General features: G+C 61.0%; 22 protein-coding genes. 15 read left to right on the top strand and 7 right to left on the bottom strand.

Annotated features, from left to right (window positions below; translation table 11 throughout):
• Positions 1–67 precede the first annotated feature (67 nt).
• Positions 68–661, top strand: coding sequence for a TetR/AcrR family transcriptional regulator (locus tag RA302_RS25080; RefSeq protein ID WP_003940428.1), 594 nt, complete (start codon positions 68–70; stop codon positions 659–661).
• Here RA302_RS25080 and RA302_RS25075 read toward each other — a convergent pair whose 3' ends face one another.
• Positions 662–1,264, bottom strand: coding sequence for a TetR/AcrR family transcriptional regulator (locus RA302_RS25075; RefSeq protein WP_030536953.1), 603 nt, complete (start codon positions 1,262–1,264; stop codon positions 662–664).
• 343 nt (positions 1,265–1,607) lie between these two features.
• On the opposite strand from RA302_RS25075, the gene RA302_RS25070 reads away from it, so the two are divergent.
• The 3 genes from RA302_RS25070 to RA302_RS25060 all read left to right on the top strand — a co-directional run bounded on the left by RA302_RS25070 (position 1,608) and on the right by RA302_RS25060 (position 5,182).
• Positions 1,608–2,411 carry an SDR family oxidoreductase gene (locus tag RA302_RS25070; RefSeq protein WP_007732778.1) on the top strand — a complete coding sequence of 268 codons (804 nt, stop codon included), beginning with the start codon at positions 1,608–1,610 and terminating at the stop codon, positions 2,409–2,411.
• 55 nt (positions 2,412–2,466) lie between these two features.
• Positions 2,467–3,588 carry a DUF5938 domain-containing protein gene (locus RA302_RS25065; protein WP_003940189.1) on the top strand — a complete coding sequence of 374 codons (1,122 nt, stop codon included), beginning with the start codon at positions 2,467–2,469 and terminating at the stop codon, positions 3,586–3,588.
• Between the two features lie 73 nt (positions 3,589–3,661).
• Positions 3,662–5,182, top strand: coding sequence for an AMP-binding protein (locus tag RA302_RS25060; protein WP_030536954.1), 1,521 nt, complete (start codon positions 3,662–3,664; stop codon positions 5,180–5,182).
• Between the two features lie 2 nt (positions 5,183–5,184).
• Here the strand turns inward: RA302_RS25060 and RA302_RS25055 are convergent, their stop codons facing one another.
• Together RA302_RS25055 and RA302_RS25050 are read right to left on the bottom strand one after the other, a co-directional pair.
• A complete protein-coding gene (locus RA302_RS25055; RefSeq protein WP_030536955.1) occupies positions 5,185–6,741 on the bottom strand; it encodes an alpha/beta hydrolase in 1,557 nt (518 codons plus the stop codon).
• 78 nt (positions 6,742–6,819) lie between these two features.
• Positions 6,820–7,587, bottom strand: coding sequence for a MerR family transcriptional regulator (locus tag RA302_RS25050; protein WP_030536956.1), 768 nt, complete (start codon positions 7,585–7,587; stop codon positions 6,820–6,822).
• A 175-nt stretch (positions 7,588–7,762) separates the two neighbouring features.
• Between RA302_RS25050 and RA302_RS25045 the strand changes: the two genes are divergently transcribed.
• The 4 genes from RA302_RS25045 to RA302_RS25030 all read left to right on the top strand — a co-directional run bounded on the left by RA302_RS25045 (position 7,763) and on the right by RA302_RS25030 (position 11,248).
• On the top strand, positions 7,763–8,713 hold the full coding sequence (locus RA302_RS25045; protein WP_030536957.1) for a TauD/TfdA family dioxygenase: 951 nt from the start codon (positions 7,763–7,765) through the stop codon (positions 8,711–8,713).
• Between the two features lie 142 nt (positions 8,714–8,855).
• Positions 8,856–9,986, top strand: coding sequence for an ABC transporter permease (locus RA302_RS25040; protein WP_030536958.1), 1,131 nt, complete (start codon positions 8,856–8,858; stop codon positions 9,984–9,986).
• Positions 9,983–10,669 carry an ABC transporter ATP-binding protein gene (locus RA302_RS25035; RefSeq protein WP_003939803.1) on the top strand — a complete coding sequence of 229 codons (687 nt, stop codon included), beginning with the start codon at positions 9,983–9,985 and terminating at the stop codon, positions 10,667–10,669. The genes RA302_RS25040 and RA302_RS25035 overlap by 4 nt, the downstream gene beginning before the upstream one ends.
• A gap of 27 nt (positions 10,670–10,696) precedes the next feature.
• Complete coding sequence (locus tag RA302_RS25030) at positions 10,697–11,248, top strand: TetR/AcrR family transcriptional regulator (RefSeq protein ID WP_007732757.1); 552 nt, start codon at positions 10,697–10,699, stop codon at positions 11,246–11,248.
• A 9-nt stretch (positions 11,249–11,257) separates the two neighbouring features.
• Here RA302_RS25030 and RA302_RS25025 read toward each other — a convergent pair whose 3' ends face one another.
• Positions 11,258–11,632: a hypothetical protein gene (locus tag RA302_RS25025; protein ID WP_030536959.1), complete on the bottom strand. Its 375-nt coding sequence runs from the start codon at positions 11,630–11,632 to the stop codon at positions 11,258–11,260.
• Between the two features lie 110 nt (positions 11,633–11,742).
• On the opposite strand from RA302_RS25025, the gene RA302_RS25020 reads away from it, so the two are divergent.
• From RA302_RS25020 to RA302_RS24990, 7 genes are all read left to right on the top strand, one after another.
• Positions 11,743–12,417: a TetR/AcrR family transcriptional regulator gene (locus tag RA302_RS25020; RefSeq protein ID WP_030536960.1), complete on the top strand. Its 675-nt coding sequence runs from the start codon at positions 11,743–11,745 to the stop codon at positions 12,415–12,417.
• A gap of 198 nt (positions 12,418–12,615) precedes the next feature.
• Positions 12,616–14,088, top strand: a complete 1,473-nt coding sequence (locus RA302_RS25015) for an aromatic amino acid ammonia-lyase (protein WP_030536961.1) — start codon at positions 12,616–12,618, stop codon at positions 14,086–14,088.
• Positions 14,089–14,187: 99 nt separating this feature from the next.
• Positions 14,188–15,303, top strand: coding sequence for an ATP-binding cassette domain-containing protein (locus RA302_RS25010; protein ID WP_003940114.1), 1,116 nt, complete (start codon positions 14,188–14,190; stop codon positions 15,301–15,303).
• Positions 15,300–15,950, top strand: a complete 651-nt coding sequence (locus RA302_RS25005; protein ID WP_003940005.1) for an ABC transporter permease subunit — start codon at positions 15,300–15,302, stop codon at positions 15,948–15,950. The genes RA302_RS25010 and RA302_RS25005 overlap by 4 nt, the downstream gene beginning before the upstream one ends.
• Positions 15,923–16,687 carry an ABC transporter permease subunit gene (locus RA302_RS25000; protein WP_230359093.1) on the top strand — a complete coding sequence of 255 codons (765 nt, stop codon included), beginning with the start codon at positions 15,923–15,925 and terminating at the stop codon, positions 16,685–16,687. The genes RA302_RS25005 and RA302_RS25000 overlap by 28 nt, the downstream gene beginning before the upstream one ends.
• Positions 16,688–16,698: 11 nt before the next feature.
• Positions 16,699–17,607, top strand: coding sequence for an ABC transporter substrate-binding protein (locus tag RA302_RS24995; RefSeq protein ID WP_030536963.1), 909 nt, complete (start codon positions 16,699–16,701; stop codon positions 17,605–17,607).
• Between the two features lie 238 nt (positions 17,608–17,845).
• Positions 17,846–18,115, top strand: a complete 270-nt coding sequence (locus tag RA302_RS24990) for a hypothetical protein (RefSeq protein ID WP_030536965.1) — start codon at positions 17,846–17,848, stop codon at positions 18,113–18,115.
• Between the two features lie 13 nt (positions 18,116–18,128).
• Here the strand turns inward: RA302_RS24990 and RA302_RS24985 are convergent, their stop codons facing one another.
• From RA302_RS24985 to hutI, 3 genes are all read right to left on the bottom strand, one after another.
• A complete protein-coding gene (locus RA302_RS24985; protein ID WP_155277930.1) occupies positions 18,129–18,287 on the bottom strand; it encodes a hypothetical protein in 159 nt (52 codons plus the stop codon).
• A 121-nt stretch (positions 18,288–18,408) separates the two neighbouring features.
• A complete protein-coding gene (gene hutG, locus RA302_RS24980; RefSeq protein ID WP_030536966.1) occupies positions 18,409–19,377 on the bottom strand; it encodes a formimidoylglutamase in 969 nt (322 codons plus the stop codon).
• Positions 19,378–19,400: 23 nt separating this feature from the next.
• A complete protein-coding gene (gene hutI / locus RA302_RS24975; RefSeq protein ID WP_030536967.1) occupies positions 19,401–20,591 on the bottom strand; it encodes an imidazolonepropionase in 1,191 nt (396 codons plus the stop codon).
• Between the last annotated feature and the right edge of the window lie 31 nt (positions 20,592–20,622).

The following is a 20,622-nucleotide window of genomic DNA, read 5'->3' as shown; positions in this document are numbered from 1 at the left end:
ACGGACATTGGACACATTCCGGACTGTGGCGAAGACTGTGTTCTGAGGCGGAGAAGGGCAGGTCGACGTGATTTCCAAACGAGAACAGAACAAGCGCGACACCAACGACAGGTTGCTCTCGGCTGCTCGAATTCTGTTCTCGGCGCAGGGTTTCGCCAGCACGACCGTCGACGACATCGCCGAGCGAGCCGAGGTGTCGCGAGCCACCTTCTTCAATTACTTCCAGGGCAAGGACTCGGTTCTCGAGGCGTTGCACAGTGATCATCTCGATCAGCTTGCGGCACTGGTGGATCAGCTCATGGAATCGCCGATGCCGACTTCTGATCGGATCTCCCGGATTTTTCAGGACTTTGCGCAGCAAGCGATCATGCACCCGCGCTATCTGCGCATGGTGACTGCAGAACTCGAGCGCGACTTCGCCTCCTCCGGAGCGGGGGCGGCCCACGATCATCGGTTCCACGTGGAACTTCTGCGGATCGTCACTGCCGGTATCGAAGCCGGCGAAGTGAGATCGGACTACCCGCCGCTCTTTCTCGCACAGATGATCGGTGGTACGTACGGAGCGTTGGTCCGCTTCTGGCGGCAAGACGCCGATTACGACGTGGTCGGAGAATTCGATCGCGGAGCCAGGTACGTCGCGGAAGGCATCGCTGCTCGCTGATCAGGGAGTGGGCACTACCAGAGGCAGCATCTGCTGGACGCTCACCGAAAGATAGTTTGCGGCAGTCTGATCGCCGGACAGATGGCGCAGCAGGCTCTGCTGGAACAGGCCGTCGAAGATTGCGTACATCGCCGCCGAGGTGACCGATGCCTCTACGTCGAGAAGCTCGGCGTAGCGAGAAACAATGCGCCAGATCATGTTTTCGAGACTCTCGTCGATCGCGGCGACGTCGGCTCGGAACGACTCCTCGAACATCGACTGCGCGCGCAGGTCGTACCAGAGGCGGTGCATCGTGGGTTCTTCGATCATGGTCTCGGCGAGCAGTGCGCCGAAACCGGTTTTCAGTTCCTCCGGTGTCTTCGCGGTGGCGACGATGCCGTCGTAGCGGGTGACGCAGCGTGCCTTGTAGTGGCGCACGCAGTGGGTGATGAGATCGACCTTGTCGCTGAAGTAGTAGTGCAGGACGCCGTGGGAGAACTCCGAATTCTGGGCGATTTCGCGCAGGCTCGTGCGTGCGTAGCCCAATTCGGCCAGGGTTTGCAGTGCGGCCTCGGCGAGTTGATCACGTCGCTCGGAGAATTTGTCGACCTGGCGACGCGACACCTTGTCTGCGTTGGACCGCTTGGCGGAGTCGGACCGCTTCGCGGAGTCGGACTGCTGGCCCGGTGAGCTAGGTGCAGCCTTTTTCCCTGCCTCACTAGGCTTCTCGACTGTCGTGGTCACGATGGCACGTCCTGTTCCCTGCGGTTTCCACAGCGGCACGATCACCGCGTCCGAATCAGTGTAACCCCTGGTCTTTGACGAGCGTGTAACAAAATCTTGACAGTCGTCAAGATTTCTCTTGACACTCGTCCAAAGTTGAATACTCTGTGACTCACACCACTTGGCAGCGTCGCTGTGAACGGTGGCATCGCGAGAGTCGTTTCAGTCATGGAGGCAGTCGAAAATGAGCGTGTTTGATCTCGAGGGACGAAAAGCACTGGTCACAGGTGGTGCCAAGGGGCTCGGAGCCGGAATGGCTGAGGCGTTGGCGAAGGCGGGGGCGTCAGTGATGATCGGCGACGTTCTCGAAGACGAGGGTCGTGCCACCGCAGAGGCTGTTGGTTCGGGCGGAGTCAAAACCGGCTTCGTAAAGCTGGACGTCACCGACGACGCCAACTGGGAAGAGGCAGTCGCCGCCACCGCGGAGACTCTCGGCGGCTTCGACATCCTCGTCAACAACGCAGGCATCGAGATTTCCTCGCTGGTGGTCGACCTCGATCCGAACGACATCCGCCGTATGTGTGAGGTCAACATCCTCGGAACAGCGCTCGGAACCAAACACGGACTGCGCAGCATGCGTCCGGGTGGCGTAGCCGGAACCGGCGGTTCCGTCATCAACATCTCTTCAGTGGCCGCAACCATTCCGTTTCCCGGGATCAGTGGATACTCCGCGACCAAGTCCGCGGTCGATCGCTTCACCAGAGTTGCCGCCGCCGAGTCGGGCAAGCTCGGCTACGGAGTCCGCGTCAACTGCATCTACCCGGGTCTTGTCGCCACGGAGATGGGTCTCGGACTCGCGGCGGACATGGAGAAGCTCGGTCTCTGGCCCAGCGCCGAAGCAGCAGTCGGAGACGTCATCGGCCTCACCCCGCTCGGCCGCCTCGGTGAAGTGAACGACATGGCTGACGCCGTTGTGTTCTTGTCCTCCGACGCCGCGCGATTCATCACCGGAATCGGCCTACCGGTCGACGGTGGCATGGGCATGTAACTCGCCCTTCATTCGTACGTACACCCTTCTCACGTCTTCGAAAGGTTCCACGAACATGTCCGAAAAGAAGCCCGTCATCGTTTACGGCGTCTCCGGGTACACCGGCCGTCTGGTGTGTGAATACCTGCGCGAGTTCAACATCCCGTTCATCGCAGCCGGCCGCGACGCCGCTCGCATCCAAGAGGTCCTCGACAAGATCCCTGGTTTGGACACCGTCGATCACGAGGTCGTCGAGGTCGAGCACACGGTCGAGGCTCTCACCGAATTGTTCACCGGTGCACAGGTTGTCAGCAACATGGTCGGGCCGTTCATCAAGCTCGGCGGGACCGTCGTCGAGGCTGCGTTGAATGCCGGTTGCCACTACATGGATACCACCGGTGAGCAGGACTGGGTACTCGACGTCCAGGAGAAGTTCAGCGACAAGTATCAGGAGAAGGGCCTGCTTCTCTCGCCCGGTATCGCGCAGATGTACACCACCGGTGAGATCGCGGCCAATATCGCACTGGAAACGCCGGGCCTCGATACGCTCGACATCCTCGTGCTGTGGAAGGGATTTCCCACCTACGCGTCCACTCAGACGATCTTCACCATCCTCAAGGCAAACTGGTACTACCTCGAGCAGAACAAGTACGTGCAGTGGGCGCCCGGCCAGACTTTCGACGTCGTCGTTCCGGGCCAGCACGAAACTGCGCTTGCATTGCCGTGGGGCGGAACATGCCACCCGGTGTGGTTCAAGAACGATCCGCGAGTTTCCAACGTCAAGGCTGCGGGCGGAGTGTTCGACCGCACCGTGATGGAAGGCGTTGTCGCGACGCAGAAGATCGTGGAGGAGCAGATCAAGACCCTGCCCGCCGACGAGCAGGAAGCCGCCTTGGCCGAGATCGCCGGATCGGTTCAGGCCGGTATGCCCCCTCGTGAAAATCCGCGCATCAACACCTCACTCGACTCCGTCTACGCGTCGGGCCCGCTGGGTCGCTCGCACGTCGTGATCCACGGAAACTGTAACTACAAGCAGACGGGCCTCCTGCACGCCTATGCAGCGCATTCTCTGCTCCAGCAGGCGCCGAAGCGGACCGGGCTTGCCTCGGCTTGCCAGGCGTTCGGCCATCGCGAACTGCTCGGCGCGCTACGTAGTTTCGGGCTGGCTCTGGAGCCGGAAGTAACCATCAACGCCTAACTCGTCGTCCTCGTCATCATGTTCACGGCTCCCGGCGTGTAGCGCGCCGGGAGCCCCGCCCTGGAGGCTCCCCATGCGTTTGACCGACTATCTCGACAAGGGAGCCTCTCTTGGTTCCACTGCACCGTGTTTGACGATGGGGGAGCGCACTCTCTCCTACGGCGAGGTGCAGCAGTTCAGCCGACGCTTCGCAGCTTCGCTCGCGGCTTCGGGCATCGCGGCGGGCGAAAAGGTCGCGATTTTGTCCGGCAACGACCCGATCTCGTTCTCCTGCGTATTCGGTATCAGTAGGGCTGGCGCAGTCTGGTGCCCGATCAACCCTCGCAACGAAGCTGCGGAAAACCGAGACCTGTTGGATCTGTTCGATTGTCGCGCTCTGTTCTTCCAGAAGTCCTATGCGCCGCTCGTCGACCAGATCAAGGATGCTCTTCCCCAGTTGGTGACGCTCGTCTGTATCGACGGCGAGTGGGATTCGGCACAGTCCCTCGAAAGCTGGCTCGGGGAAGACGAACTCGACGCCGCGGCGCCCGACGACGTCACCATGCTGGTCGGCACCGGTGGTACAACTGGACGGCCAAAGGGAGTGATGTTGACCGGGCACAACATCGAGACGATGACCGCACTCACCTTGATGAGTTATCCGTTCGAGGGGCGCCCGGTGTATCTGGCGCTGGCACCGTTGACTCACGCCGCCGGTGTTCTGTGCTTCCCGATCATGGCCCTCGGCGGCGAAGTGGTGATCATGCCGAAGCCCGATCTCGGGTACTTCCTCGCGAACGTTCAGAAGCACAAGGTGACTCACACCTTCCTGCCGCCGACGCTCATCTACATGCTGCTCGAGCACGAGGCCCTGTCTGCCACGGATCTCAGCTCGCTGCAATGCTTCTGGTACGGAGCGGCGCCGATCTCCCCGACCAGACTCGCGGAGGCGATCGACAAGATCGGCCCGGTCATGGCTCAGCTGTTCGGGCAGAGTGAAGCCCCCATGATGATCTCGACGATGTCACCGAAGGAGCACTTCGGCTCGGACGGCACTGTCGCAACGTCACGACTTTCGTCGGCGGGTCGACCGTCGCCGTTGGTGACCGTGGGGATCATGGACGACAAAGGCGCGCTGCTCGGACATGGCGAGCGTGGTGAGGTGGTGATTCGCAGTTCGTTGGTGATGGCGGGTTATTACAAGAACCCCGACGCAACCGCGGAAGCGTCAGCCCACGGTTGGCATCACACCGGCGATATCGGGTACCTGGACGACGACAATTTCCTGTTCATCGTCGACCGCGCGAAGGACATGATCATCACCGGCGGTTTCAACGTCTATTCGGTCGAGGTGGAGCAGGCGCTCATGGCGTATCCGGGGATTCAGGACTGCGGAGTGATCGGGTTGCCGGATGACAAGTGGGGCGAACGCGTTGTGGCAGTGGTGCAACCGCACCTCGGCGCCGACATCGACGGCGCCGAGGTGATGGCTTTCGTGAAGGCTCGCATCGGAAGTGTGAAGACTCCGAAGCAAGTCATCGTCTGGGACGATCTACCTCGCTCCAAGGTCGGCAAAGTTCTCAAGAACGAGATCAAGAGCGAGCTGACGGGCTGAGGTCACGACTCGCACACCACGTCTTCGGCCGGCAGTGAGCCGTCGAGCAGGTACGAGTTGACGGCGGCGTTCGCGCAAGTATTCGCGTAGCCGGGGAACACCGCATGAGTGCGGCCTGGAACTGTCACGAGCCGTGAGCCTTTCATCGCTTCATGCATGCCGAGGCCTTCGTCGTACGTCGTGCGGGTGTCACCGGTTGCCTGGATCTGCAAGGTCGGAACGTTGTTGTCGATGTCGATCCGCGTAGGGGCCTCACTGCGCCAGAACGCGCACGGCATGATCGTGTTGTGTGTGCCGGCAAAGATCGGCTGATCATCACGGTGCTCCTCCAACTTGTTGCGGTACCACTGGGGATCGCTCGGCATCGATACGTCTCCGCAGACGATGGCGATTGTCCCGGCATAGTCAGGACCGGTTCCCAGTTCGGTCTGGAACCATGCCTGCATCAATCCCGTCAGCTGGGGATGGATGTTCTCGACGGTCTTGCCTGCGGCGAGATCGCGCAACTGAACCAATACCTGTGCGAATGCCTCGCTTTCCTTCTCGGTGTCGCCGGTTCCGTTGACGTACATCAGGAATGGAAGGACGTGATCGTCGACGGCATGATCACCGATCTGTATCGGAGTGGTGGCCGCGTCCGAGATCAGCTTCTCGATGAGGGCGCGAACTTCGGCGGGCGTCGATCCGAGTGCATAGGTCGAGTTGTGTTCTGCTGCCCACTGCGAGAATCCGTCGATCGCTTTCTCGTTGGCCGGGCCCATGTCCTGGAACATCTCGTATCCGTATTTCTTCGGATCCGGTGCACTGTCGAGAACCACACGGTCGATCCTGTCCGGGAACATTTGAGCATAGGTTGCACCAAGGTATGTGCCGTACGACCACCCGAAGTACGACGCCTTCTCCTGGTCGAGGGCGCCACGAATCACGTCGAGGTCGCGGGCGATGTTTTGAGTATTGATGTGTGGCAGATAGTCCGGGTACTTGTCCCAGCATGTGTCAGCGGCCTCGCGTGCGAGCGCAACACTTTCGTTCCATCCCTCGTCCGTGGTGCCAGGCGAACGCATCCATGTCATCTGTTCGACGCCGCAGTCGATCGGTGTGCTCTTGCCGAGTCCTCGGGTATCCATGCCGATGACGTCGTATGCCGCTGCGACTTCCGGTGTCATTCCCGAATTCAGAATCTCGGGCAATCCCAGTCCTCGGCCACCCGGCCCACCAGGGTTGGTGAGCAGGATCCCGCGTCGCTGTGCGGGGTCGGTGGACGCGACCCGCGAGATCGCCACTTCGATCGTTTTGCCGTCAGGGACGGAATAGTCCAAAGGTACTGTGAACATGGCGCATTCACTTGCGGTCGACGTTCCGGTATCTGTGGCGCATGGCCCCCACTCGAGATCCTGTTCGTAGAACGCGCTGAGATTCGATTGTGGATCTTCCTGCGGAGTAGCAGGATCCGAGCACGCCGCCAATGCAGGTACGGCGAGCGCGGCAGCGGCGATTGTGGTAGCCAGCCACCTTCGTGGTCGAGGCATGCGTGATCTGGGCATGGTGAATCCAGTCATTGTCGTGTCCTTGCGTTGAGCCCATTTTCGGGCAGTGTTGGTCACCCCACTTCGAATGTGGGGGTTGATCAGGGTTTTTCAGAGGCGGGATTGACGGGCGGCGAACTCCGCGGCCACAGCCTTCGCGAATCTTTCCTGGGTGACGGTTCGTCGATCCGCTTGGTGTTCGCGCAGTACCGCTACCAGCCGGGTGGGGGAAGCGTCCTCCGGTGCAGCCTGTTCGGGTAGCACGCTCTCGGTGAAGTCGCAGAACTGAATGGCAAGGGCCGCAATCGTGTCCGCGTCAGCCGGTGCGTCGGCGAGGGCATACATGCGAGTTATCAATTCGATGGCCTGCTCGCGGTTCGGCTCGGCCAATACCCGGCGATGGGCGGACAGGAGTGAATCGCAGACCTCGGGATCGCCCCCGGAGACCGTGAGTGCGAGGATCAGAAGTTCACGCTCGTTGTCGATCCACGCTGTCGGCGCACCGGCAACGACGTACTGTGCGAGCACTTCCGAAAACGCGTCGGGTAGTTCAGGATCGGCATTGCGGCGTAGCGACTCGATGTGCGCACGCTGAACAGCGATCTGTTCGGCCTTCGTCGCCAATTCCTTGTCGAGGGCATCGAGTGCGGTCCGAGTGTCGTGAGCGTCGCCGTCGAGTAGTTCGGCGATCTTGGCAACAGGAATCCCCAGATCGCGCAGGCGGCGGATGCGACTCAGTCGTGCCAGGTCCACCGCCCGGTACATGCGGTAGCCGTTGGGTTGGCGTTGTGGTTCTTCGAGAAGGCCGTTCGAGTGGTAGTAGCGCACGGATCTGACGGTGGTGCCGGCCAATTTGGCCAGCTCGCCGATGGTCATCATCGCCCTGCCCTCCCGTGATCGAATCGGATTCCGTCTGTGAAAACCATTCTCCAACCTTGACGCGGCGTCAGGGTCAAGATTCGCGCCGGAGAACGTGACCGTTGACACTTTAAGGAGGCGGACTTAATCTGACTTTTGTCCTTTACGACATCGTCGATTTCGAGGAAGTGCCCTGATGGCTACCCCTTTTTCTGCGGCAACAATCTTTCCGATCCCCACCGACCCGCTTGCTGCGTACGGTCCACTCGTTGCTCGCCGGAATCCCGAGTCGGTAGTTCCGGCACCGTACGAACACCTTGCGGTCAAGGCGGTCGCGCCGACGATCGGAGCGGAAATCTCCGGTATTCGACTCGGCGGGGGTCTGTCTGATGCCGTGATTGCGGAACTCCGCCGAGCTCTCCTCGAATGGAAAGTCCTCTTCTTCCGCGATCAGGACCTCGACCGAGCGGAACATCGAGCTTTTGCCGAGCGTTGGGGCGATCTCGAACAGCATCCGTTCTTCAAGTACACGCAGCCCGGGCAGACGGACGTCGATGTCACGACACTGGCGAAGGATGCGATGGTCGGCGGAGTCGAGAACAACTGGCACAACGACGTTACGTGGCATGAGTTTCCTTCGTTCGCAGCAGTTCTTCGTGCGGTCGAGGTGCCAGAGGTGGGTGGTGACACTTTGTGGGCCGATACTGCAGCTGCCTACGATCTGCTTCCTGAAGACATCAAGAAGCGTATCGACCCGCTTGTTGCAGAACACGATTGGATCAACTCGTTCGGCAGGTCGATGCCGGTGGATGCGGTCGAGATGTTGCGTCCGAAGTTCCCCGCTGTGCAGCATCCGGTGGTTCGGATCATTCCGGAAAGTGGCAGGCGGGTGTTGTTCGTCAACATGACCTTCACGCAACGGATCTTGGGTGTGTCAGAAGAAGAATCGAACGAACTTCTCACGATGCTGTATCGCCACGTCAATCGTCCGGAATTTCAGGTCCGTTTGAAGTGGGAGCCGAATACTGTTGCCTTCTGGGACAATCGGACCTGCCAGCACTACGCGGCCAGTGACTACTTCCCGGCTCGTCGTGTGATGGATCGAATCTCGATTGTCGGGGATCGACCGGTGGGCGTCGGGGGCTGATACGACGCTCAGCGCCTCGAGTGTCTACTACGGGAAGTAGTAACGCACCTCACATAGTTTTTCGACGCCTTGTCGATATGATTTCGACAAGGCGTCGATAAAAGTCGGCGTGACTCGTATCGACGACTTTGGAGCTTCCCGAATGTTCCTCGCCCTGCGTGAACTGTGGTTTGCGCGAAATCGATTCCTCTTGATGGGTGCCGTGGTTGCCCTCATCTCGATCCTGATGGTGATTCTGTCCGGCCTCTCGTCCGGACTGGTCAATGATGGTGTGTCCGCGTTGCAGCGGACGCCGATTCAGGCGTTTGCCTTCGCGCCGGACACCAAAGCCGACTCGGCGTTTTCGCGCTCGGTCGTCACCGAGGAGCAGGCGCAGGCATGGCGCATGCAACCCGATGTCCAAGACGCCGAGCTCTTCGGCAACATGATCGTCAATGCAAAAACTCGCAGTGGCACGCCTGTCGATCTCACGCTCTTCGGCATCGAACCTGGCTCCTTCCTCGAGCCCGTCTCCGCCGACGGGAGGGGACTGCAAGCCGACACGGACATCATCGTCAGCTCTACCTTCCGTGACGACGGTGTTGCGATCGGTGACACCGTGATACTCGATCGACTCGGTACGGAGCTGACAGTTGTCGGATTCACCGAAGACAAGCGCACTTTCGGTCACGTCGACGTCGCCTACCTGCCCCTGCGTACTTGGCAGGAGGTTCACGCCGGTGCCAAGATCGGCGAAACCGCCAATGCCAGTGCCTATTCCGAAGCAAGTGTTGTTGCGATTCGGGGCATTGGTGGCGCGTTACCGGATCTCGTGTCGGGCGATGCGGCGGCGGGAACGTCCGCAAAGACGCTCGAGGAATCTTTCGACTCCTCACCAGGGTTCTCCGCGGAAATGATGACTATGTCGATGATCAAGGCGTTTCTGTACGCGATTTCGGCCCTGGTGGTCGGTGCATTCTTCAGTATCTGGACGGTTCAGCGCGGTCGTGAACTCGCAGTGTTGCGCGCGATGGGAGCCTCTACCGGCTTCCTGCTTCGTGACGGCATGGCGCAGGCACTGGTAGTGCTGCTTGGTTCCATCGGCCTCGGTGTGTTGCTGGGCTTGGGGCTCGGTTCGGGGCTCGAAGGCGGGGGGATGCCGTTCGCCCTCGAGTCCGGCCCAGTCGTCAACGGCGCAGTGCTCTTGGCGGTACTCGGGCTGGTCGGCGCAGCCGTTGCCATCGTCCGTGTTACCCGTGTCAACCCGCTCACCGCATTGGGAGAAAACCGATGACCACAGTCGAAAAGACCACAACCGGATTGGTATTGACCGCTGTCAGTCTTCGATTCGGTGACGGTGACTCCACCGTGCTCGCCCTCGACAACGTGAACCTGGAGGTCTCGTGCGGCGAACTTGTCGCGATCGTCGGACCGTCAGGCGCTGGAAAGTCGAGCTTGCTCGCTGTGGCCGGCGGACTCGGTCGGCCGTCGAGTGGAACGATTGTCATCGACGGCGTGGACGTGTCGGCGATGCCGGCCCGTGCTCTCGCCAAACTTCGACGAGACAAGGTCGGCTTCGTCTTTCAGTCCGGCAACCTGATTCCAGCGCTGACGGCGCGCGATCAGCTTCGGCTGATTCCCAAGCTCACGGGGCGGCCGGGTCGCGATCCCGAGGAGTTGCTCGACTCGGTCGGTATGAGTCACCGTGCAGATCGTCGACCCGGTCAACTCTCCGGCGGTGAACGCCAGCGCGTCGGTATCGCTCGGGCATTGATGAGCAATCCCTCGCTACTGCTCGTCGACGAGCCGACGGCTGCTCTCGACCGCAAACGCAGCCATGAGGTGGTCGAACTGCTCTCGCGCGAAACTCACGAGGCAGGCGTCGCTACGATCATGGTGACCCACGATCACGACGTGCTCGGGCACTGCGACCGCATCCTCGAAATGGTTGACGGTCGGTTGCGTCAGAGCGAGTAAGCCCGCGAGGGGACTGGAGGAGATTCGGTGCCGAGGATCGATGCGCCCACTGTGGTCGAGCATCGTGCTGCTCAGCGCCGTGCCCTCCTCGACGCTGCACACGCTCTTCTGTCCGAGGCCCCGGACCGGCCGCCGGGGCTCGGTGAGGTGGCAGCGAAGGCAGGGCTCGCCAGGTCGAGTGCCTACCACTACTTCCGGTCCCGGGAAGATCTCCTCAGTGCCGTCGTCGAAGACATGTTCCCGCGCTGGAACGACAAGATCGTCGAGGCGATGGCAGGCGCAGACGATCCGGTATGGGCGTACGTCGAGGCAAACCTCCAGCTGGTTGCCGACGGGGAGCATGCGATAGTCGGAGCGCTGGCGACGCTGACCCCGCAAACGTTTCGAGATTCGCGGATCATGGAAATGCACGACAGTCTTGTGCTTCCGCTGGTCGAGGCCCTTCGCCTCCGTGGCGTGTCGGACCCGAAGCTCACCGCCAAGTTGATCAACTCGCTGGTGCATACGGGTACTGAACTGATCGAATCCGGTTGCAGCATGGACGAAGTCAGGTCCGCCGTGCGTGAGGTCCTCGCGTGACGGGCAGCCTCAGGCAGTAATCAGGTCCATCCGAAGATACTCGGTGATGCGGAGCAGCCTCGGAGGCTCGGACACGTCTGAGGAAAGTGCTTGAAATGCTTCGCCTTTCGCGACGAGGCGCGGGGAGCCAAGGCTCACCTCCGTCTCGTCGACGGACAGTCGAGCGCTTCCCGCTCTCAAGACGTTCTGCACCCAGTCCGAGCCTGATCCGTACACCAGAATGAAGACGTAGCCACCCTCGACCGGATAGGCGTCGAGGGGCGTCCGGTAGGTCGTGCCGGATGTGCGTCCGACGTGAGTCAGTACCGGCCATTTACCGCTCGAAATTGCACGCGGGTTGAACACTCGTTTGTTGACATGTCCCCACCATCTAGGCATCGGCATTGTGATCTCCTCTCTCGATCGCCTTACGAGCGTAAGGCGGGCTTACACCTGTAAGGGTGACTTACGTATGTAAGGTTGTCAACGTATTCGTTCCGCCGAGGGGAGTCTGTGTGTCACGGCAACCGCGACAGTCGCTGAACAGGACTCGCGTAATCGAGGGTGCGATCCGCGTTGCCGACGCGGGTGGTGTCGAAGCCGTCACGATGCGACGGGTGGCCCAGGAGCTGGGCATCGAGGCGATGTCGCTCTACCACCACGTGCCCAACAAAGATGCGATTCTCGACGGCCTCGTCGATGCGGTCTTCGAGGCGATCGACCTGCCCGACAGTGAGTGTGCGGATTGGCGAGATGCAATCCGTGGACGCGCCTTTTCTGCTCGCACAGTCCTGTCGCAGCACCGTTGGGCTCTCGGTCTGCTGGATTCGCGACGCAACCCTGGCTCGGCGACCCTGCGTCATCTCGACGCTGTGCTCGGAGTGCTCCGGAAGGCCGGGTTCACACTCCCGATGGCCGCCCACGGAGCCTCGCTGATCGACAGCTACATCGGCGGATATGTTCTCCAGGAGGCGAATCTGCCGATCAGCGGGCCCGTCGACGTCGAAGAAGTTGCGAGTGACATCCTCGGGCACCTTCCGGCTGAAGAGTTGCCCTTCCTTCACGAGATGATCGTCGATCACGGTCTGAGTCCGGCTTACGACCACACGAGTGAGTTCGCCTACGGTCTCGATCTCATCCTCGATGCGCTCGAGGCGCGTCGCGCATCGGCGGCACCGGTCCTCGAATAGCAACGATTCGTGCCCAGTTGCTCACTCGTACTGGGGTGACGCAAGGTGTGTGCACGCGGATGAGCTGCAGTGTCCCTATTGACAGGTGGCTGTATATACAGGACTATACATTCATCAAAAGTGACCCAAGGCACATTACGTAGATGATGTGATGCACGCCGACCGCGGTGGCCGAGTCCTTCGATCGATGGAGTTCTGATGACTGAACGTCTTCCTGGAGAAGACCGGACGGAAGACGACAATGTCCTGCTCGACGGGAAAGGGTTGTCGGTTCACCGGGTGAACGAAATCGCGCGAGAGCCGGCCGTGATTCGACCTGCCGACGCGGCTCTCGAGCTCACACGGCGGTCATGGGAGACCGCGGTTCGGGTTTCCTCCCGTCAAGCGGTGTACGGGCGCACTACCGGGGTAGGCGGGAATCGCGAAACATCTGTCTCCGACGGTGTGCAGCAGGATCTGAGGCTTCTGAGAAGTCACGCAACGGGATCGGGCCCCAGACTCCCTGACCGGTTGGTGCGCGCCGCGATCGTCATCCGCACCAACCAGATCCTCAACGGCGGCTCAGGTATGCATCCCGACATCATCGACGGTCTGGTTGCTGCTGTTGCTTCACAGAACCTGCCGACAGTGCACGCACGCGGTGCGATCGGAACGGGTGACCTGAGTGCGTTCTCCGAAATCGCCATGGGGCTGATCGGTGAGAGCCCGCTTCGCGACGGACGCACCGGAATCGGTTGGACTCCGCACCACGGTGATGCGCTTCCGTTCATTTCCACCAATGCGATGACGGTGGCGATCGCCGGCGACACCAGTATCGAAGTCGCGGGGTGGCTTCAGCACTGCTTGGTTGTCAGTGTTCTTTCCGTGCTTGCGTCGCGTAGTTCTGTCGAACCGTTTGCTGCACAAGTACAGTCGGCAAGAATGCACTTCGGTCAAGCGGAAGTCGCAGAGCGGGTTCGCGATCTGCTGGCACCACACGACATCACACCCGTGAGAGTTCAGGACTCGTTCGGGTTTCGCGCCCTACCGCAAATCTTGGGTGCCACCTGGCAAGCGGTGCATCGACTGCAGAACACGCTGAGTATCGAGATGAATTCGTCTTCGGAGAATCCGCTGGTGTCGGTCGAAGACGACATGGTGTTCCACAACGGAAATTTCCACGCAATGCCAATAGCCCTTGCAGTCGACGAGGCGAAGTTGGCGGTCGCCAGTGCTGCCCTGCTCTCGCAATGTCGGCTCGCCAACCTCTCCGACCCCGCAGTCACCGGCCTTCGTGCGTTCCTTGCAGACGGTCCCGACGGCAGCAGCGGAACCATGCTTCTCGAATACACGACTTCTGCTGCCATTGCCGAGATCCGCTCGTCGGCGGCACCGGGGTCGTTGGGCCACACGGTAATTTCGCGCGGCACCGAGGATCACGCAAGTTTCGCATCCCAAGCTGCAACTCAATTGGCGGACATTCTTGCCCAATCTCGATTGGTGCTGGCGTGTGAACTGATCTCGGCAGTTCGCGCACTCTCGCAACAACAGCGTGAGCTGGATCCGGCGACCGAGCTCGGCGCGTACCTCGCGCGTGCGCGTTTGGTGCTGGACATGAGGACCGAAGACCGGCCACTCAGTGCAGATCTGAGTGCCGCCGTGAACTTTCTTTCTCAACCGCTCGACCAGTAAGCAGGTGGACCGAATCACAAGTAGGTGTGTGCTCGAACGGAACTCGACCATTTCTCCTGGGTGCGTCCGGACTCAGGTCGACACGAAAGTAGTTCGTAGATGATCAAATTCGACAAGGTCACCAAGGCGTATCCAGACGGAACCATTGCCGTCGATGCTCTCGATCTGGAGTGCCCGACGGGAAAGATCACCGCGTTGGTGGGTCCTTCCGGCTGCGGCAAGACGACCTCACTCCGCATGATCAACAGGCTGATCGAACCGACGTCAGGCACGATTTCGCTCGACGGCGAGTCCACGGCGGGAATGGATCCGGCCCTTCTGCGTCGACGCATCGGGTACGTGATCCAGCACGCGGGTCTCTTTCCCCATCGCACCATCGTCGACAACATAGCGACCATGCCTCGATTGCTCGGTGCGAGTAAAAAGGAATCTCGCACTCGCGCTATGGAATTGCTCGAAACGGTTGGTCTGACGACCAACTTCGCCGACCGCTATCCGTGGCAGCTCTCCGGAGGGCAGCAGCAACGAGTCGGTGTTGCGCGAGCATTGGCTGCGGATCCGTCATTCATGCTGATGGACGAACCGTTCAGCGCCGTTGATCCGGTTGTTCGCGGCCAGCTGCAAGACGAGTTTCTCCGTCTGCAGAAGGAAATCGGAAAAACGATCATCATCGTCACCCACGACATCGACGAAGCGCTGAAACTCGGGGATCAAGTGGTGGTTCTGCGTACCGGCGGCATTCTTGCGCAGGCGGCGACGCCCCTCGAATTGCTGACTCAACCTGCCGACGAATTTGTTGCCGACTTCGTCGGACGTGACCGTGGGTACCGATCGTTGGGGTTCACGACATTGGACGGCGACCTACCGACGGTGTCAGAACCCGTTGCGCATCTGGGCGATTCCGCTGCGGCGGCCCGCGCACTCACCGGCGATACGTGGCTGTTGGTAGTGGATCCCGCGAACAAGCCGCTCGGATGGGTGAGGCCGGACGCGCTCACGGATTGTATCCGCCCGGATGACTTGAATCTCAGTGGAACACTTGCTGATTCCACCGGGACGATGCGCGCTCTGCTGGATGCGGCGCTGTCAGCGCCGAGCAAGCGGGGCGTTGTCGTGGACGACGCCGGACGCCTGGTGGGAACCGTCACTGCGCATGCTGCAGTGGAAGCCATCGAGGCTGCCGATCTGGCTGACGCGGGGAGGGCGCTTCGATGAACTTCGAATGGCTCGGACGTCAGTCCGACCGGATCATGGACTTGGTGGGATGGCATGTTCTGCTGTCGTTGATTCCCTTGGTGATCGGCTTGGTGGTCGCGTTGCCGATCGGCTGGGTCGCCTATCGCAGTCGTCGGTTGCATCCCTACGTGGTGGGGACGGCCGGATTGCTCTACACGATCCCTTCGCTCGCGCTCTTCGTGCTCCTGCCTCCAATTCTGGGTACCAAGATTCTGGATCCGATGAACATCATCGTGGCGCTCACCGTGTACACCGTTGCTCTGCTCGTGCGGGTAGTGGCCGACGCGCTCGATTCGGTTCCGCCGGAGACGGTTCTGGCAGCGACGGCGATGGGTTACCGGCCGTATCAGACGCTGTTGAAAGTACAGTTGCCAGTAGGAGTTCCGGTGATCTGTGCAGGTTTGCGCGTCGCAGTCGTCTCGAACGTCAGTCTTGTCTCACTCGGCGCACTCCTGGGTATTCCGCAGATAGGTTCCTTGTTCACCCAGGGATTTCAGTTGCGTTTCTACACGCCCATCATCGCGGGTATCGCTCTGTGTCTGGTGCTGGCGTTGATCCTTGATCTCCTCATCATGTTGGCGAATCGGCTGTTGACGCCGTGGACCCCGAAAGTGACTACATCATGATCAGCTTCCTTCTCGACGGATCCCACTGGACCGGGCCGGACGGCATCCCCACCCTTCTCGTTCAGCATTTGATGTACACATTCGCCGCGCTGGCGGTGGCTGCGGTTATCGCGATCCCGCTCGGTCTCTACATCGGACATACGGGCCGTGGCTCCGTTGTTGTTGCTGGACTGGCCAACTCGCTACGAGCGCTGCCGACCATCGGTCTGCTGATCCTACTGGTTCTCATCATCGCGCCGTCATTCCCGAACAAACTCGCGTATCTGATCCCCAGCCTCATCGTCCTGGTGCTTCTCGCGATCCCTCCCATTCTCACCAACACGTACGCCGGAGTTCGAGCGGTCGATCAGGCTGCAGTCGACGCCGCGCGGGGGATGGGATTTCGGTCGATGCGGATCTTGACCGAGGTCGAGATTCCATGTGCCCTACCACTCATGTTGTCCGGCATCAGAAGTGCCGTGCTTCAGATCGTCTCCACTGCGACTGTCGCCGCTTACATTTCTTTGGGCGGACTCGGCCGGTTGTTGATCGACGGAAAAGCTCAGAGCGATTACGGCCAGATGGCGGCCGGAGCCGTACTGGTATCGCTGATTGCCCTGGTTTTCGATCTCGGAATCGGAGCACTGACTGCGCGGGTCGTTTCGCCTGGCCTGACCAGGCGCGATCGGAAGAAGAAGACCGAGAAGACCGCCGCCCCCTCACAGCGCACCGCTGTGCCTGAGCCCGCACCGATCTGAGGACGTTCGACATGAAGAAGGTATTGATCGCCGCGTTGGTCGGCGTAACAGCGGTTGCGTTGTCCAGCTGCGGAATCGGCAAGGACCCCTTGGCTACGGACGGCGGCGGTAGTGCTGAGGGCGCCATCGTGATCGGTTCCGCCGATTTTCCCGAGAGCCAACTGATTGCGACCATTTACGCCGAAGCGCTTCGTGCCAACGGTATCGACGTTACCGAGAAGTTGAACATCGGTAGCCGAGAACTCTATGTACCGGCACTGCGCGACGGTTCCATCGATCTGATCCCCGAGTATTCCGGCGCCTTGTTGCAATATCTGGACAGCAAGACAACGGCGACGGCTTCAGATGAAGTATCCGCTGAAATCGATGCGAAATTGCCCAAGGGTCTGGTGGCTCTCGAGCCCTCGCCCGCAGAGGACAAGGATGTACTTGCCGTCAAACAGGAGACGGCGGAAAAGTATTCGCTGGAGACCGTCGAGGATCTGGTGCAGCATGCCGACGAGTTGACTCTCGGCGGACCGCCGGAATGGAAGACGCGCGAAAACGGCGTCGCCGGCTTGAAGACCAAATACGGCCTGACATTCCGGGAGTTCCTGGCACTCGATGCAGGTGGACCCCTCACGCTCAATGCGCTTCTGAGCGGGCAGATACAGGTTGCCGATGTCTTCAGTACCGATCCTGCGATGCGCTCGGAGAACTTGGTTGCACTCGAGGATACGAAGCACCTCTTCCTCGCGGAGAACATCACACCGATCATCAACGAGTTGAAGGCTCGCGATGACGTCCGATCCGTGCTCGCGGGGGTTTCGGCGGCGCTGACCACCGAAGATCTCATCGAGATGAACCAGCGCGTTGCCGATCTCGACGACATGAGTGACATCGCTCAGGACTGGTTGCAGGAGAACTCCCTGGTGCCATGATCGAAGGCCGGGGTGGCGTCCTTGTCGTCGGCCGAACAGACGATATCGATTCGACCCCGCTCGGGGTAGCGTCGCGAAGTCAGGCATGCCTCGACCTCGCGGCGAGCCGTTCCGACCAAGGATGCCGACATGCCGAGAAGCCGACCGCGCACACCCATTGGACGAGTTCGGAACGGCGCAGCCACTACAACCACGGTTGTAGTGGCCGGCGTGTGTCTGGCATCAGGCTGGAACGCCCATGCAGTTTCCGAGTTGCGCTGTAGTTCCGTTCACGACGCCTGGTGGCACCGGACGGGCAATTCTCACCAGCGAGGGCGTCACCGTCATCGAATCACCGCCGGGAACGCTGACTGACCGCGGCGTCGGTGACGGCTCACCGTGGCTCAAATCGAATCGGCCTACGGCAACGATCATTCGACACGGACGATTCAGACTGAGTCAGGCCAATCGATCTTCGTCACCACCGGTGATCCGGGGCAAGTCGGTAATGGCGACCCCGGAGGGTTGATCGGCTTTTCGATTCACGACGGTACGGTCGGGCCTCCTGTGATCGGTGGTGTCCCCGGCTTCGAGTACTGCTCGGGCAATTCGTCGACTTCGACTTCACGATTGCCGACGGCATCCACATCCGAGGGGTGCGGAACGATCACGTACCCCGAGACAGGCGTTGTCGCCGCCATCGGCAATCTGCAAGGCGGCATCACTTGTGAGGTGGCAAAGGACATAGTTTGGAGTGCTCGGACAGAACTCGTGGAATCAGTTTTCAGGCAGTCCCGTAGATCTGCTGGAGGCGCGCCGAGGCTAGCGCTGAACCGGCACGTGCTTCGTGACTATCCGGTGGATCAGACGAGCAGCCGTTCGGGCAGTGCGATTGTCGACGTCGAGGCTCGGGTTCAGTTCGGCGAGATCGAGAACCGCGAGTTTTCCGCTGGACGTGACTCGGTCACATACGTATTGGATGGTTTCGAGGCTGACTCCGTAGGCCGCAGGTGCGCTGACGCCCGGCGCCACAGCTGCAGGCAGGACGTCGAGGTCGATGGTCAGGTAGACCAGATCGACGTCGTCGAGGAAGTCTGCGAGGAACTGATCCACGACGCCTCGGCCGATCGCTCCGCATTCTTCGTCGAGCAGATAGCGAACACCGAGGCGGTGAGCCGTGTCGAACAGTGCCGTGGTGTTGCTCGGTTGGCTGATTCCGATCACGCTGTACTGATGCGAGGTGCCTGCCGCGGCTTCGTCCTCGGCGATCTGACGAAAGGGTGTGCCGGAGCTGGGTATCGGATCGCCCCGCAGGTCGAAGTGCGCATCCAAGTTGAGGATTCCGAGTTTGGCTCCGGCGGTTCGCAACTCGGAGCCCGCGACGCCGAGGTATGTACCGTAGGCGATTTCGTGTCCTCCCCCGAGAACCACGGGGAAGTGTCCCGAATCAAGCGCAGCGCTGACGGCGTTCCCGAGTGCGGCCTGACCGGCCTCGAGTTCTTCACCCGACACGGCAACGGTTCCCGCGTCCTGAATCTGCAGTGGTTCGGCCAGCGCCATGGAAGCCAACCCGGCTCGCAAAGCGTCGGGGCCATCCGCGGCACCGCGGCGGCCCTTGTTGCGGCGGACTCCTTCGTCGCTGGAGAATCCGATCAGAACACAGTCGCCGGGAGCTGTTTCGGCTGAATACGGTTGCACGGCATGATGCCACCGCAGATGCTCGGCAGTGGTGCCGTCGGAGCGCCCGGTCCACGGCTTGGGTTCGATGTCGACTGCGATCTGATGTGCCACGACGGCCTCCCGGTGAGTGTATTTCAGTAGCTTGTGGCGAGTGCGCCGTTTTTCCAGACCTCGCGCACCAGAGGGACGCCCGGGCGGTAGGCGAGGTGGAGGTACGACGGTGCATCGAGCGCGATGGCGTCGGCACGTGTTCCGAGAGAAAGGGTTCCGACGTCGGTGCGCTGCAGCGCCCGGGCGCCTCCTGCAGTGGCTGCCCAGACTGCCTCGGCGGGTGTCATGTGCATGTCTCGCACCGCAATTGCTATGCAGAACGGGAGGCTGGTGGTGTAGCAGGTGCCGGGATTGCAGTCGGCGCCGAGAGCTACGGTGACGCCGGCGTCCAGCAGTGCGCGGGCGTCGGGGTACTTGTTGCGGGTGGAGAAGTCGGCACCTGGCAACAGTGTTGCGACGGTGGAACTCTGAGCCAGGGCGTCGATGTCCTCGGCGGTGACGTAGGTGACGTGATCGACGGATGCGGCTCCCATCTCGACGGCGAGTTGAACTCCTGGCCCTTCGCCGAGTTGATTGCCGTGGACGCGGGGGATCAGTCCAGCGGCGACGCCTGCGCTCAGGACTGCATGTGCCTGTTCGCGGTTGAACGCCCCTCGTTCGCAGAAGACGTCGATCCACTTCGCGTGTGGCGCACAGGCAGGGATCATCTCGTCGCACGCCATGGCGACGTAGTCATCGACGCGGCCGGCATATTCGGGTGGTGGAACGTGGGCGGCCAGCAGTGTGACCTCGTCGGTGAACTGTCCGGCGATCAGTGCGCTGCGTAGTTCGCTCTCGGTGTTCTGCCCGTATCCGGTCTTGCATTCGACGGTTGTGCTGCCCGAGCGCAGGGATTCGTCGAGTAGGCGTCGAACATTGGCCTGCAATTGTTCGTCGGTGGCCGAGCGCGTCGCTTCGATGGTGTTGCGAATACCGCCCGCCGCGTACTTCTCGCCCGCCATGCGAGCTGCGAATTCCTCGGCCCGCTCGCCACCGAACACCAGGTGCGAGTGACTCTCCACGAATCCGGGGAGCAGGGCCCGACCGCCGATATCCTGACCGATATCGGCAGCCGGGGCGTCGGCGGAATCACCGACCCAAGCAACAACGCCGTCCTCGAAAACGATTGCCGCGTCGTGTCGTACGCCGAGCTTGCCCTCACCCAGAGTCGGGTCATTGGTGACGAGGGTTCCGATGTTGGTCAGAACGGTGGTTCGAGAACCATTCGTGGTCAATGTAATTCCTAACTCAGGGTGAGGTGGTGGG

This window comes from Rhodococcus sp. DN22, from assembly GCF_036669995.1.
Taxonomy (GTDB): Bacteria; Actinomycetota; Actinomycetes; order Mycobacteriales; family Mycobacteriaceae; genus Rhodococcus_F; species Rhodococcus_F erythropolis.
The sequence above is the reverse complement of the archived record's forward strand: the minus strand, read 5'-3'. Positions and strand labels throughout refer to the sequence as shown.